General features: G+C 51.8%; 11 protein-coding genes. 1 reads left to right on the plus strand and 10 read right to left on the minus strand.

Going from position 1 to position 13,435, the window contains the following annotated elements; translation table 11 throughout:
* Window positions 1-266: 266 nt before the first annotated feature.
* From moaC to NE619_RS02760, 3 genes are all read right to left on the minus strand, one after another.
* Window positions 267-746, minus strand: a complete 480-nt coding sequence (gene moaC / locus NE619_RS02750; protein ID WP_256130832.1) for a cyclic pyranopterin monophosphate synthase MoaC — start codon at window positions 744-746, stop codon at window positions 267-269.
* 2 nt (window positions 747-748) lie between these two features.
* Window positions 749-1,702 (minus strand): GTP 3',8-cyclase MoaA, encoded by a 954-nt coding sequence (moaA, locus tag NE619_RS02755; RefSeq protein WP_256130833.1) that lies wholly within the window; start codon window positions 1,700-1,702, stop codon window positions 749-751.
* 122 nt (window positions 1,703-1,824) lie between these two features.
* Window positions 1,825-3,768: a hypothetical protein gene (locus NE619_RS02760; protein WP_256130834.1), complete on the minus strand. Its 1,944-nt coding sequence runs from the start codon at window positions 3,766-3,768 to the stop codon at window positions 1,825-1,827.
* Window positions 3,769-3,825: 57 nt separating this feature from the next.
* Between NE619_RS02760 and NE619_RS02765 the strand changes: the two genes are divergently transcribed.
* A complete protein-coding gene (locus tag NE619_RS02765) occupies window positions 3,826-4,536 on the plus strand; it encodes an Ig-like domain-containing protein (RefSeq protein WP_256130835.1) in 711 nt (236 codons plus the stop codon).
* On the opposite strand, the gene NE619_RS02770 is transcribed toward NE619_RS02765, so the two are convergent.
* Genes NE619_RS02770 through NE619_RS02800 form a run of 7 tightly spaced genes read right to left on the minus strand, consistent with a single transcriptional unit; the run spans window position 4,517 to window position 13,101 of the window.
* Window positions 4,517-6,901 carry a transglutaminase-like domain-containing protein gene (locus tag NE619_RS02770; protein WP_256130836.1) on the minus strand — a complete coding sequence of 795 codons (2,385 nt, stop codon included), beginning with the start codon at window positions 6,899-6,901 and terminating at the stop codon, window positions 4,517-4,519. The genes NE619_RS02765 and NE619_RS02770 overlap by 20 nt on opposite strands.
* Window positions 6,902-6,903: 2 nt before the next feature.
* Complete coding sequence (locus NE619_RS02775; RefSeq protein ID WP_256130837.1) at window positions 6,904-8,058, minus strand: DUF58 domain-containing protein; 1,155 nt, start codon at window positions 8,056-8,058, stop codon at window positions 6,904-6,906.
* Window positions 8,058-9,257: a MoxR family ATPase gene (locus tag NE619_RS02780; protein WP_330640653.1), complete on the minus strand. Its 1,200-nt coding sequence runs from the start codon at window positions 9,255-9,257 to the stop codon at window positions 8,058-8,060. The genes NE619_RS02775 and NE619_RS02780 overlap by 1 nt, the downstream gene beginning before the upstream one ends.
* Window positions 9,258-9,268: 11 nt before the next feature.
* Window positions 9,269-10,348, minus strand: a complete 1,080-nt coding sequence (locus tag NE619_RS02785) for an ABC transporter substrate-binding protein (protein ID WP_256130838.1) — start codon at window positions 10,346-10,348, stop codon at window positions 9,269-9,271.
* Between the two features lie 3 nt (window positions 10,349-10,351).
* Window positions 10,352-11,155 (minus strand): ABC transporter ATP-binding protein, encoded by an 804-nt coding sequence (locus NE619_RS02790; RefSeq protein WP_256130839.1) that lies wholly within the window; start codon window positions 11,153-11,155, stop codon window positions 10,352-10,354.
* A gap of 4 nt (window positions 11,156-11,159) precedes the next feature.
* The gene (locus NE619_RS02795) at window positions 11,160-12,182 is read right to left on the minus strand and encodes a FecCD family ABC transporter permease (protein ID WP_256130840.1); all 1,023 of its coding nucleotides are present in this window, start codon (window positions 12,180-12,182) and stop codon (window positions 11,160-11,162) included.
* Between the two features lie 40 nt (window positions 12,183-12,222).
* Window positions 12,223-13,101 (minus strand): hypothetical protein, encoded by an 879-nt coding sequence (locus tag NE619_RS02800; protein WP_256130841.1) that lies wholly within the window; start codon window positions 13,099-13,101, stop codon window positions 12,223-12,225.
* Window positions 13,102-13,435: the final 334 nt, after the last annotated feature.

The raw sequence follows: 13,435 nt of genomic DNA on the forward strand, positions 1-13,435 counted from the left end.
GATCGCAAGTTTCGCAAGGGATGGCCACATAAAAATGTGCTATTTCATCGAAAAACAACTGCATATACGGCCTTTTGGAACAAAAATCAGCAGCTTTGTAGCATTGTAGCCTCAATACTGCGCAAACAAATCACATCGTTTTGCCTCAGTGCGCTTTTTTATGTGGACATTCGCCTGAAAATGACGCCTCCGGAACATAAATCGTCTAATTGCGATGCAATAAGACTTTTTCCCCGCCTAAACAGGCAATTTTCGTCACTGCCCGGCTATCCCTTCCAGACAAAGTCGCCGCTCTTGCCGCCGCTCTTGCTGACCAGATGCACCTGGTCGATGACCATATCCTTCTGGACAGCCTTGCACATGTCATAAATGGTAAGCGCTGCTATGGAAACAGCCGAAAGCGCTTCCATCTCTACGCCGGTAACACCCGAACACTTCACTTCGCTCATGATCTCAATCGCTAAGTCTTCTTCATTATAATTGAAGGTGATGTTGACGCCGTTGATCATGATCGGGTGGCACATGGGTATGATTTCGGAAGTTTTTTTCGCTCCCATGATCCCGGCCACCTGAGCCGTTCCCAACACGTCGCCTTTTTTCATGCCGCCGCTCTTAATTAAATCAAAGCATTCCCGGTTAACCAGGACTCTTCCTGTGGCGACCGCTGTCCGCACTGTGGTGTCCTTGCCGCCTACGTCCACCATTTTAGCCCGACCGTCCTCGTTGAAATGTGAAAAATCCGCCATTTTTATCCTCCTATCTGGTTCATATCTCTGCCTGCCTTGCTGGGGCTATCCGCGCCCAGCTCCTCCCGCTTCTGCGGCTTGTCCATGATCGCGCCGCGAAGGGTCTCTTCCATCTGATCGGTGTCCAGCCCCTTGAGGGAAATCTCCTGATCGGAGTGGAGACAGGGCTTAAGTTTTCCATCCGCTGTCAGCCGGATCTTATTGCATCCTTCGCAGAACTCACAGCTGACCGGTCGGATCAGGCCTACGCGCCCTGCTGCGCCCGGCAGCGCGTAAAGTCGGGCAACGCCCTCTTCCCGATTGAGGGAGTGAAGCTGCGGCACCCGTTCCAGCACCGTCTCACAGCTGACGAACTGCGCCCGGTCGAATCCAATTCCTCCGCCGATGGGCATTAATTCTATGAAACGCACCTCGATGGGCTGCTCCTTTGTCAGATTGACGAAATCCTCCACTTCATCATCGTTAAAGCCCCCCATGAGTACGTTGTTGATTTTGATCTTGGAGAATCCCGCATCCTCAGCCGCTTTCAAGCCGGCCAGAGCGTCCTCCAGCTCACCGATCCTGGTGATATAGCGGAATTTCTCCGGATTCAGGGTGTCCAGACTGATATTGAGCCGGGAAACGCCCGCCGCTTTTAAATCCCTGGCGAATTTGGGAAGCAGAGTGCCGTTGGTCGTTATGCATACCTCTTCAATCCCCGGGATGTCGGCTATGGCTCCGCACAGATGAACAATGCCCCGTTTGACCAGCGGCTCACCGCCGGTGATGCGTATTTTACGGATGCCCAGCCGGGCCGCCGCCTCCACCGCCATAATGGTTTCCTCAGCCGTCATCATTGCCTCATGGGCTTTTTTCGCGATTCCTTCTTCCGGCATGCAGTAACGGCAGCGCAGATTGCACAATTCCGTAACCGATACCCGCATATAGTTAATATCTCTGTTATAGTTATCTCTCATTTATTTCTCCAAATATTTATTCCGTAAGCAGAAAGTCGATGGCATTGATAATCCGGATACCTTCCGTTAAAAGTTTGTAGTATCAATGCTATAAACTTTTATTTTTTTCACTTTTATAGCATTTATGTTTGCTTCTTCGACCCCATCTTTCTCCGGCTGTCCCTCAGCCCGCGGATTCCCAGAGCCACTGCCGCTGCCGCCAGTACCGCTGCGACAAAGACCAGATAAATGGGATTGGTTTCTTTTCTCACGTCATTGCTGAAGGTGGCAGTATTGGCGTTTCTTTTCAGCAGCTTGTTGATAGGGTCTTTGTATTCCTCTTTTTTCTTTTGATCCTTTTCCAAGCGGTTGTTTTTATTGTCCGCATCCTTGTCGTTTTTCTGGGCCATCAGCGCTGCCATCCGCTCTCCCCTGGCCTCCGCTTTCTCAGCTTCCGTAGCCGTACTGCCGGCCATAACGAAGGCGCTCAGCTTCTTCCGTTTGAAGATCTGAGTTCCGTTGGATTTGACGGAATTCACTTTGCTGAGGCTGCCCTTGCTGCCCACGGCGTAAACCGTACTGCTTTTCTGACTGATATCGTCATTGATGGGCATCTGTACTTCCACATTCTTCGTCGGTTGGATCTTACTGTCTCCCTGATAAAACTGGATTCGGTAGTAGACCGCCTCCGTCTCTTTTTCGGAAAGGCTCCTTTTGATCGATTTATAATCGCTGGTTTCCTTTCCCATCTGTCTGACAAAGAGCTTGGCATCGTCGGGCAGAGAATCCACAGGCGCTATTACATAGATACCCGTTATTTTATCGTAAAACACTTTTTGTTCTTCCTGGACCTTGGAAGCTTTTACCTCTGTCATGGCATCGTCCAGCGCCTCGATCTCGTCGTTGATTTCATTTTGAGGCGTGTACTGGTCCATCTCCCTGGCAATTTCGATCTCCTCGCCCAGGTTCTCCACTTCGATGCGTCCGTACTGGCCGATGTCGATACCGACATTGGCTTTTGCTTTGGCGTACAGCGTTTTCGCTTCTTTCAGCTTGGCTTCCAGCTTGGAGATATTGGCCTTTTGCGGCTTATCGCTCTTTGCGATTTCTATCATCGCCTCTAAATCCTTGATCATGGAATCGATCATTTTATCGGCCTCGGGCTGCAGCTTTGTTTTGACATTCTTCTCCGCTTTTTCATTGAGATCCGCCAGCAGCAGCCGCAGCTGCTTGATGTTGGAACGCTTGTATTTTCCGGCCTTCAAATCCTTATCGGTGACGGAATTGAGGAAACTCTGCGCCGCATCGGCTTTCTTTTCCCACCTGCTGAGATCCGCATAGGTCTGGACGGAAAAGCGCATGGGCACCCGGTTGACCGTATAGCCTTTTCCATCCTTCTTCTTGTGCCAGCTGGAAATAAACTCGTACTCCTTATCCTTCTGCTCATTATACCGTTTTTTCTCAGCAGAGGTAAGGCCCTCGTCCGTCTGCTGGATATAGCCGGTGGTATTGCCGTCTTCGTCCTCCGCCAGCACCAGGGTAATACCGTTTTGGGCCTGCATGCCTCTGAGAAATCCGAATTCATACTTGCAGCCCGGTTCCAGCTCAAAACCTTTAATTTCGAATGCCTTACAGGTTCCCTTTCCCGATGGGTCTACGCCAAGCTCATTGCCGTTGACAGTTGTCCTGCTCACATATTGCTCAAAGTTTGGGATCGCGTCACCATTCTTATAGGCAAAGAGATAAATTTTTCCGTAAGCAATCCAGTCGGTTTTTGAAGAATAAGGATTGCGGTCAGTCATGGCATAAAAAGTATAGTTGGATCCGTCGCTCTTCTTCGCGTCCAGATAGTCCACGCCGTTTTCCACGCCGCTGTATTTGACCTCCGGGCCGCTGTTGTTGTAGACGCTATGGAGCCAGTGGGTACCTTTTTCCGTATCCACAAGGTAGCCCCTCGGAGTAAAGGGGTTTTTACCCTGGCCGCTGGTGCCGAATTCCCAGGTCTCGCCAAAAACCGGACCGGCAGTCAGGCCCAGCAGCATGATTAAAATCAGAACCATCCCGGTTATCCGGGAAAACTTTCGCATTTTTTCCTCCATTTATGATATCATAGTTTTTAACAGCAAATTCAAAGGAGTTTCACCATGTTAAAACACAGCAAACGCCACCTCATTTCACTGACCGTCTGTCTGCTCCTGCTCTTGACCGCATCTCCGGCCTTCGCGGAAGGCGGCGACGGTACCGGCGGCGGAAACGGGCAGAACCGCGACATTCCTCTGACGCTGAAAAGCGCCTCAATCGCCGATGGGGCCGAGGACGTTGCCGTCAACGAAACCATACAGCTCAACTTCAACAAAAACATCTGCAACGTAACGGTGCTTGCCAATAATAAAAAGTGTTTTCATCTGGCCGATGAGGACGGAAACGCCGTATCCATCCGGCTGATCTTCCCCGACAATCAGGTGCAAAAGGACTACCGGCGGGAAGTTTTCATTCAGCCTGCCGCAGACCTTAAGAAAAGCAGCAAGTACCGGGTCTCTGTGGACAGCACAGTCAAGGCCAAGAATGGAATGACCATTGATAACGCCCACACATTCACCTTTACCACTGGCAGCAGCAGGACGGATAAAGAGAACAACGTCCTGAAAAAGCTGGGCGAAAACGTCATTACTTACGAAACCGCCTACGGCGAGACCGCCGATTCGGTCCCTGTGGACAAGTCCGGTCTTGCGGACAGTTCTCAGAGCCCGGAGCCGAATACCGGCTCCATCGCTAAAATCGCAGCCATCATTTTAATCCTTGTGGTCATCGGCTTTACCATCGTTTTCATCGTCCTCAGACGTAGAAAAGAATAAATTTCATCAGAAATTTCCTGCCCCTCTTTGAGGAGGCGTAGATATGGCTCCCTGCCTTTACAGCGTAGCGGGCCATTTTTTTATGCTCTTCCTCCGAGAGGTCTCCTTCGCCAAAGCGAACCTTGTTTACCATTCTCAGGAATTCCGCAAAGCGGATCTCCGTCACAGCATCATAGGCCGCCGAGATTTCTTCCAGCTTATCATAGGGGTTGGCAGGCAGCGGATGTTTATCAAAGGCCATAACCTTCCCCACGTAGCGGTACATCGCATAAACCTGCGCGTCCGTCCGCACAGTTCCGAAAGAGGCAAGAAGTTTGCGGATTCGCCACCTTCCCAGAATCTCGTAGACCGCAATCAGCAGCAATACCGCCAGCAGAACGAACCAAAGCGGATTGATGGTTTTCTTTTCATCCTCCTGCTTTTCCTGAGGCTGATTGTCCTCCGGAACCTGGTCCTCGTAATTCTTCTTGGTATCTTCCTTGATCTTCTCGTCTTCTTCCTTTTCCTGCGTCTGCTGTTTTGCCATATCGTAGTACCCGGGAACCACTTCCACCGGGAACCAGCCGATTTCGTCAATATAGATTTCCACCCAGCTGTGAGCCAGCGAATCGGGCACATCCACCGTCAGATCGCTCATGCCTGTGTAAAGCTTCATGTATTCCGGCGAAAGGTAATAGCCTTCCGCATATCTGGCAGGAATCCCGGCCTTGCGGAACATGAGAGCGGCGGCAGTGGCAAAGTGCATATCGTTTCCGCTGTAGCTGTCGTTCATAAAATAGTCCAGCTCGCCCTTTCTGCCGGGCGCTTTGCCCTGCTGGGAATCGTATGTAAACTCTTCATCGAAGTTCTTGCGGATATAATGGAGGGTGTAGTCGATGGTTTTTCCCTCGCACTTTTCAATGCCGCTGGCGCCCAGCGCCGCCGCGTCTTTGTTGGAAACATAGAGGTATGTATCGTAGACATACCTGCGGTAAACCGCCTCCGCTTCCGAGTAGGCAGCCCAGTCCGGACTCTTTTTCAGCTCACTGAGCCAGTCTGCGATACTTTCTTCACTGTAATCATTAAACTTGGGCTGGAACGTCTTAAAGGTATATTCCCGCTGACCGGCCAGCCCCTTTGTGAAGGCTCCGTAGTCCTTTTCATAATCCACCTCGCCCGGCGCAGTATCGCCGCCTATGACTGCCTCATAGGGAAGATACATGTATTTGCTGTTTCCGTTGATGTTATTTACATCCACCGAATAGAAATCATAATCCTTTGACATACGGTATAGCCGATCCTGCTGCATCCACGGATAAAAATCCTTTTTCTCCAGCCATTCGATCATACCGGTGAATTCGCCGGAATACGCTCCCTCCGGAGCTTCCGACCATTTGTCCTTTTCAAAGTTTCCGCCTGTGAAGCCTCGCAGGTACATGGGCTGCGCCATCTGCGTCTTTAGGGATAGCACCGTACTGTCCGTATAGGCCAGCGGATGGGATTTGGTCAGATCGCCTTTCGTCAGCTGGTCGATCTCGCTCCCGCCCAGTTTGTCGTAACGGAGGTGCTGCTCCGCGGCAACGACAGCGGCCTTGGCATCCTCCACCGTCTGCGGCGGCCGATAGTCCTCTCCTGAAAAAATCGTTACATACCCCAGCAAAAGTACCAGTGTAATGCTGAGGAAAATATATGGAAGGGAAGAGTTTTTCGCATTTTGTATGTAAATGGGCCGGTTCTTTTTCCGGCTCACCGGTCTGGCGACTGCCGAGAGAACCAGCAGCCCTGTCCAGCATAAAAGCAGCAGGATCAGCAGCCACACCGATGGCTCGATTTTCAGACACAGTCCGATCATTACCGGAATGGCGGTCAGCACAAATCCCAGCAGCGGCTCTTTGTGATAGATGCTGTGGACAATCGCCATGGAGGCCAGCAGGATAATGGGGATCATCGCCAGAAAAACATCGGTGCTCCAATCTACCGTATCGCCTGTGACCTCAAAGGGAACCAGTCCCGCCTTCATCTGATCGTTGAGCACTTCGATGATGATGTTTGCCATAACCATCAGCCCGTTCCATACCGACTCATAGGCCAGAACAAAAAACACGGCTGTAAGCAGAAATACATAAAAAACCAGAAACCTGCCTAAAAAGGGATTCCAGCACAGGAAGTACAGGCCGATGGGAAGTCCCGCAATCAAAAGGATACTAATGAGCGGGTCCACCGGATTGGGGAACATAGAAAAAAAGGTATACCAGCATCCCACCGACAGGGCGATGGCCAAAAGCAGCTCAAAGATAACCCTTCTGCCGGGATGTCTGCTGTTTTCTTCCGTTATCTGCACCAGATCCATTGTTGTCTGCGCTTCTTTTTTCCTTGTCAAAATCATAGTTACACCATTATCTCCGGAATGCCTTCGGCTATATTTTTCACAGATACCGGGATCATTTGAATGGCCTGCTGGGCCTGCTCCCGTTTCTTTTCGTCTTCATAAACATAAATGGTACGCATGATCTGGGATACTTCCATTTCCGCGGTTTTATCCAGATCCGGGTCCGATGCCACATAGACCAGCGTGCTCTTCTGCGTGCGATAAGCGCTGGCAGCGTAGTAGTCCAGGGCTATGCCCGTTTTTTCCCCGGCATAGGAGGACAGCACCTGAGCTGCAGCGATTTCCAGGTCCTCAAAATCATCCAGCTCCCGCACGTGAAAAGCGCCCTCGCCTGCGTCATACCAGGCCAGGTTGTGGTTGATCCCGCTTTCCAAAAGCGCCCTTGACAGGGAAAGATACAGCTCCACCACCGCATCCACCACGTCCTCTTTTCCCTTTGTCAGTTCCATCAAAAGGAACACGGAATAATTGAGGGGCAGGCTAAAATCGCGAACCATCATCTTGTCGATCTTGGAAGACAGTTTCCAGTGGATCTTCCGCACCTCATCTCCCGGCACATACTCCCTGAGGGTGAAAATTTCGCTTACATCCTGTCCCGGTTTGTCCGGTGAATACCGGCTTCCGTCGCCTGTGGTCTCGATGGGCTTTTCCATATAGACCTGCGCCTGACGCATATCGGGATAAACGACCGTCGCCCGGTCGGCAAGGTCCGGTTTTTTCAGGGCAAACAGGCCAAATGCGTCGTAAACCCGGATTTGTTTTGTGGAAACGATAACCGTTCCCACCTTGCTGTCCTTCATGGCAAGTCTGGCGGTCACCGTCTTTTTACCGCCCACGGTAGCGTTGACTTTTCTCGTCTTCTGCGAACCGGTCATCTGATTTTCCATCTGTACCAGAAAAATCAGCCGTGCCACGGGAAAAACGCTGCTGTTTTCAAAGCTGTAGGTAAAGACTGCGTTTTCTTTCTCCGCGGTGCCCGGAACCTCCAGCCCTATGGAAAGGCCTCTGCGGGAGAAAAGCATCAGCGCCAGAGAAATTACGGGCAGCAGAACGCACAGGCCCAAAAGCGTCAGCGTGTAATATGTATTTGTAAAAATATAGATCATTGCCATTGCCAAAAGCAGCAGCACATAAAACACTCTGTTTCGCAGCATTATTTTGCCTTTCTTTCCAGGATGGCCGGCGGCTTTACCTCGTTTAAAATATCCAGCAGGATCTTTTCCTCTGTTTCCTTGCGGATCTTGGCTCTGGCCGTCAGGATCAGCCTGTGGGAGCAGACATCGACGAATACGTCCTTGATATCCTGCGGAATCGCATAGCCTCTGCCGTCCATAAGCGCGTCGGCCTTAGCCATCTGCACCAGGGCCAGCACAGCTCTCGGGCTGACGCCCTGCTCTACGGATTCCACGTTTCTGGTCTTTTCGCACAGCGCCGCCGCGTATTCAATGATCTCGTCTTCCATGCGTACCAGCTGCACGGCCCGCTTCATGGCTTTGATATGGGCAGCGCCCACCAAAGGACGAACCGTGTCCATGGGGTCGGCAGTCTGTCTCTGTTTTATGATATCCACCTGGCTTTTCAGATCCGGGTAGCCCATGGAAAGCCTGGCCATAAAGCGGTCCAGCTGCGAATCGGGAAGCTTCTGGGTTCCGGCGCTTCCCAGCGGGTTCTGGGTGGCAATGCAGACAAAAGGCTCCGGTGCTTTGTGGGTCACTCCGTCTACCGTTACGCCGCCCTCTTCCATGACTTCCAGAAGAGCCGCCTGGGTTTTGGCGGAGGTCCGGTTGATCTCGTCTGCCAGGAAAAGATTGCACAGCGCTGCTCCCGGCTTGTAATCCAAACCGCCGGTTTCCTTATTATAAACACTGAATCCGGTGATATCGCTGGCCATGGTGTCCGGTGTAAACTGCATTCGCTTGTAATTGAGGTTCATCACTCGTGAAAGTCCCAGGGCCAGAGTGGTCTTTCCCACGCCCGGCACATCTTCCAGCAGAATATGGCCTCCAGCCAGAATGACCATCAGCACTTTTTTGATGACCTCGTCTTTTCCCACAATGACCTTTTTCAGTTCTTTGATTACCGCCAGACAAACCTTCTGCATTTCAACGGTCACAGCATCTTTTTTTGCTGCGGTCGCAGCTGCGGCATGGGGCTGCTGCGGGCTGGGCTGTGCAGGCTGCGGCTGCACTTCCGCTCCGCTCTGGCCGGGTGTTTTTTCAGGCGCCGCTGCCATCCTGCTCTGCTGCGCCTGGGCAGTGCTGACATTCTGGGCGGCTATTTTTGCGGCCCGTTCATCTGCGCTGCCTGCCGGCATTTGCACGTTTGTCTGTGGGTCCTTTGTCTGTTTCTCCATAATCTCCTCCTCTAATTGTTCGGCGAATTGGACATGCGCATCCCTTCGCCGGAAAGAATTCTTGCAACCGTCCGATCATCCAGATCTAAATCAAAATAGGTTTCATAATAATCAGCCGTGTAGGCTTCCATATCCAGATCCCTGAATTTTTCAGGGTAAAACAGCCTTGCTGCCGCAAGCACTCCCATATGGGCCTCCATGGAGCCCGGATGGCACCATCTGGTGGCTCCCACCGGCAGGGTGTAAGCTTTCCCTTTTCTCACTGCCGTAAGGCCCTTCCACTTGGAGTCGGAAAGGATGTAGTCTGTTACGGAAGCTTCGTTGGCAATGAAGGCGTCCGGATCCCAGCTGTAGATTTCCTCCAGAGTGGTGTACGTTTTATCGCCGCCCATCTTTACTCCCTTTTCAATGGAAATATCCTTTACTGCCGCCAGATTCAGGATCTCGCCGCAGATATCTCCTTCCCCGTCCGTGCGGATCGCTTCATTTACGGAATGATAGGCGGAAGGCCACTTTTCCTTTGGAATATCGCCTAATCGCTCTTTTACCATGTCGATGGTATCCTTGCTGAACTGAATATATTGCTGCGCCTGTTTTTCTTTTCCAAAGATGCTTCCCATCACTTCGATGGATTTCTCCAGCTCTTCCATGGTTGTATAATCCACTACCGCATAAGGGATTTTCAGTTTTTCCAGCTTTTCCACTTCTCCCTTATTGGCAGCAGTTGAATAGCGGATCAGCGCCAGGTCGGCTTCGATCCGCAGCAATTCCTCGGCGTTGATGGAGCCTTCCTGATAGGGCGTCGCCGTCTCTGCGATTTCAGGATATTTCATCTGCATCAGCACATCGGACTTTACGCCGTTGGGCGCACCGACAATCTTATCGCCTTCGTCGAGCATGGCCATCATGTGGGCTGTGCTGGCGTATAGGCAGGCCACCTTCTGCGGGTTTTCGGGAATCTCCACCGTCCTGCCCGCGCAGTCGGTGATGGTCTTTGTCTTCCCTGAGGAAGCTTCCGTATCGCTGTCGCAGGCTGCGGCGGTAAAAAGCACGACTAAAACAATAACAATGCTGACGATCTTTTTTTTCATAAGTTACCTCTTGTTTCGCAGCGGAAGAATGTATTTGCGCTCGCCGCTTCCGTTGCTGACGATCTCGGTGATAATGTTGAAGGTTCTTTCCAAATTCTCCGTATTGAGCACCTGGGACGGTGTTCCCACCTGGGCAAAATTCCCGTCGTTGACGAGGGCTACCTTTGTATTGACCCCTGCGTTTTCCAGGTAATACGCCTGGTTGAGGAAGTGGGTCGCCATAATGATGGAAATTTTTTTATCCCGCACCAGACGGGCTATAATTTCCATGACCGTAAGCTCGTGGGTGAAATCCAGGTGAGCGGTGGGTTCATCCATAATCAACAACCGGGACTGCTGGGCAATGGCCCGGGCGATGATCACCAGCTGCAGCTCGCCGCCGGAAAGCTTGGTGTATTCCCGTTCTTCGAAGCCTTCCAGGCCAACCTGCTTTAAGGCGTCGCGGGCAATTTCCCTTTCCTTCTCACCGGGAGGCGCAAACATTCTGGCCGCATAGGTTCTTCCCATGGTCACCACATCCAGCACTGTGTAAGCAAAAGTGGTCTTATGCCCCTGGGGGACATATGCCACATGCTCGGCCAGTTCCCTTGGCTTGAAGCTTTCCATCGGCCTTCCTCCGATCAGGATCTGGCCGTTTTTCAGCTTGTTCAGTCCCAGCACGCAGTCGATCAGCGTCGATTTACCGCATCCGTTGGGACCGATGATGCAGAAAATTTCTCCTTCTTCTACCCGGAAATTAATATGTTCAAATATCGTTCGCTTTCCGTCATAGCTGAAAGCAGCGTCTTTTATTTCTATAAGCGCCATGGCATCACCAGTTCTTTCCTTTTGTCTTTTTCAGCAGGTAGATGAAGAACGGCCCTCCCACAATGGCCGTAACGATGCCCAGAGGGATCTCCGCTCCGCTGATGGTCCGGCAGAGGGTATCGACGAAAACGGTAAAACAGGCGCCGATGGAAATGCTGGCCGGAATCAGCCATTTGTTGTCGCTGCCGATGACCATTCTGCACATATGCGGCACCACCAGCCCCACCCAGCCGATCACTCCGCTGATGCAGACCGCGCCCGCCGTAGCCAAAGTCGCAAAACCGACGATAATCCCTTTGTTCAGTCCTACGTTGAGGCCCAGCGTCTTAGCCTCACGGTCTCCCATGGAGAGGACGTTGAGCCGCCAGCGGAACAGGAGCATTCCCATGATGCCAACGAGCATTGGAATGGCTGAAAAAAGCAGTTCCGTGGACTTTGTAGACGCTAGACTCCCCATGAGCCAGAAGGTAATGGCCGGAAGTTCGCTGTAAGGGTCCGCCACATATTTGAGCAGGGAAAGCAGGGCTGAAAAAATGGACTGAATGATCGTGCCTCCCAGCACCAGGGTAATGGTCGGGGTTCCTCCGCTGACTTTGCCCACCAGATAGGCAAGAATCACAGCTAAAATGCCGAAGCCAAAGGAAAAAACGGATGTCATGACCATGCTGTTAAAGAGCAGGATCGACAGTGCTGCCCCGAATCCGGCCCCGTTGGAGACTCCCAGCATCCCGCTTGAAACCAGTGGGTTGCGGAAAAGGCTCTGAAAACAGGCTCCGCTCGCTGCCAGGGAGGCCCCCACCAGCAGCCCCTGAATCCCCCGCTGAAAACGGATTTCCATGACTACGGTGAAAGTCTTTTCATCAATCCCCAGATCCGCCCCTGTAAGGGCTGTCCAAAAACTTTTGAAAACAGCCTCTATGCTGATGCTGTATCTTCCGACGCAAATGGTTCCGATGAAGAAGATCAGCGGGAGCGCGATGAGAACTGCCGCCTTTATCCAGTTGTGTGTTCTATGTTCCTGGGTCACGGTTCACTCTCCGGTTTTCTTTCACATTTCCGCTTAGGTTTTATTTCACGCAGATGAACCCGTTTGCGGTCCATCTTCTGTAAAGGCAGTTGTAGCAGGCATTTTCGCTTTCGCTGTAACACTCTTCGGCATCGTTGTCCGCCTGAAAGTTTTCACAGGAAGTGGTCCAGGTGCTGATCCGTTTATCTCCCTGGTAGAGGTCCTTCTTGGTGCAGGCTATGTAGGCCCCATCCCACAGTTCTGCAATGAGGGTCTTTTTGTGGTCCAGCATGGCCAGTTTCAGCTGCTTGTCCACAGAAACGGTTTCTGTGTCCGCCAGCTCTCTGCCCTGAAAATCCAAAACCTGCTCAATGCCCATCATGGTTTTCCACTGAGCTGCTGAATAGGTCTGCCCTGCGTACTTGCTGCCCTTTCCCCCTCGGAAAGTCCCGTCGCAGCCGGAAAGCCGCAGTCCGACTCCTGCCAGCGCTCCGATGACTCCGATTCCGGTGCCTCCGTATTCTTCCAGGATCGTGCCGCCGATCTGATCCGCCAGATCATAGGCCTCCTGTTTTTGAATTACTTCTTTCTGCGCCCGCTTGCCGTAGGCAATGAGCCTGTCCGGTTCTTTGAGCTGATCCAGCCGGCAAAAACAGAGCCCCGGATCTGAAGTCTCAGCCATGTTGGCTTTGAGGATCTCCTCTGCCGCCGTCTTTATTTTCTCCATTTCAATATTCTCCATATCCATTACCATGCACATGGAGCTGTTGTGGGAGGTGTATTCGATGTCTTCATGGAGCAGCAGCTGGTGGCGGGTAATTCCCTTTTCCAGCACACCGCCCAATTCTTCCAGCCTGCGGGCGATCAGATCGGAAATCTTGCCGGTGCTGGTGCTTTTGGTCAGGTCGTCTGTATCATCTACACAAATGTATAATTTCATAGCTTATTTGTTCCTTTTCTTAGAGCGCGTGGCTTGCCTGCGATGGCTGCACGGTTCGCGGCCGGGCGCCGCGGTAACTTTTTCTTTAAATCGGCATCGGGTTACGCAAAGTTGTGGCTTTGACGGGGTATGAAACCGTTAAAAATGAAAATTTGTGCTGCGGCTTGTTTCTGTGCCGCAGAAGCGTTGAAAAGCGCGTAGCTTTTCTCTAAAATCGGGCGTTGGTTACCAAACCGCATTCCGATATAGTATATCACATTTCCATACCCCGTGACTACCGCCTATCTGGCCTTTTGAGCGGCTGCTGACAGGCGGGGTGCAGGTGGTTTGTGAG

Origin of the sequence: Anaerovorax odorimutans (genome assembly GCF_024459955.1) — a bacterium.
GTDB classification, from domain to species: Bacteria; Bacillota; Clostridia; order Peptostreptococcales; family Anaerovoracaceae; genus Hominibacterium; species Hominibacterium odorimutans_A.

Bases quoted from the DNA above. Each gene is read 5' to 3' on its own strand.
- NE619_RS02785 (WP_256130838.1), bottom strand. From the start codon at position 10,348: ATGAAAAAAAAGATCGTCAGCATTGTTATTGTTTTAGTCGTGCTTTTT.
- NE619_RS02780 (WP_330640653.1), bottom strand. From the start codon at position 9,257: ATGGAGAAACAGACAAAGGACCCACAGACAAACGTGCAAATGCCGGCA.
- moaC (WP_256130832.1), bottom strand. From the start codon at position 746: ATGGCGGATTTTTCACATTTCAACGAGGACGGTCGGGCTAAAATGGTG.
- NE619_RS02760 (WP_256130834.1), bottom strand. From the start codon at position 3,768: ATGCGAAAGTTTTCCCGGATAACCGGGATGGTTCTGATTTTAATCATG.
- moaA (WP_256130833.1), bottom strand. From the start codon at position 1,702: ATGAGAGATAACTATAACAGAGATATTAACTATATGCGGGTATCGGTT.
- NE619_RS02775 (WP_256130837.1), bottom strand. From the start codon at position 8,058: ATGCTGCGAAACAGAGTGTTTTATGTGCTGCTGCTTTTGGCAATGGCA.
- NE619_RS02790 (WP_256130839.1), bottom strand. From the start codon at position 11,155: ATGGCGCTTATAGAAATAAAAGACGCTGCTTTCAGCTATGACGGAAAG.
- NE619_RS02765 (WP_256130835.1), top strand. From the start codon at position 3,826: ATGTTAAAACACAGCAAACGCCACCTCATTTCACTGACCGTCTGTCTG.
- NE619_RS02800 (WP_256130841.1), bottom strand. From the start codon at position 13,101: ATGAAATTATACATTTGTGTAGATGATACAGACGACCTGACCAAAAGC.
- NE619_RS02770 (WP_256130836.1), bottom strand. From the start codon at position 6,901: ATGATTTTGACAAGGAAAAAAGAAGCGCAGACAACAATGGATCTGGTG.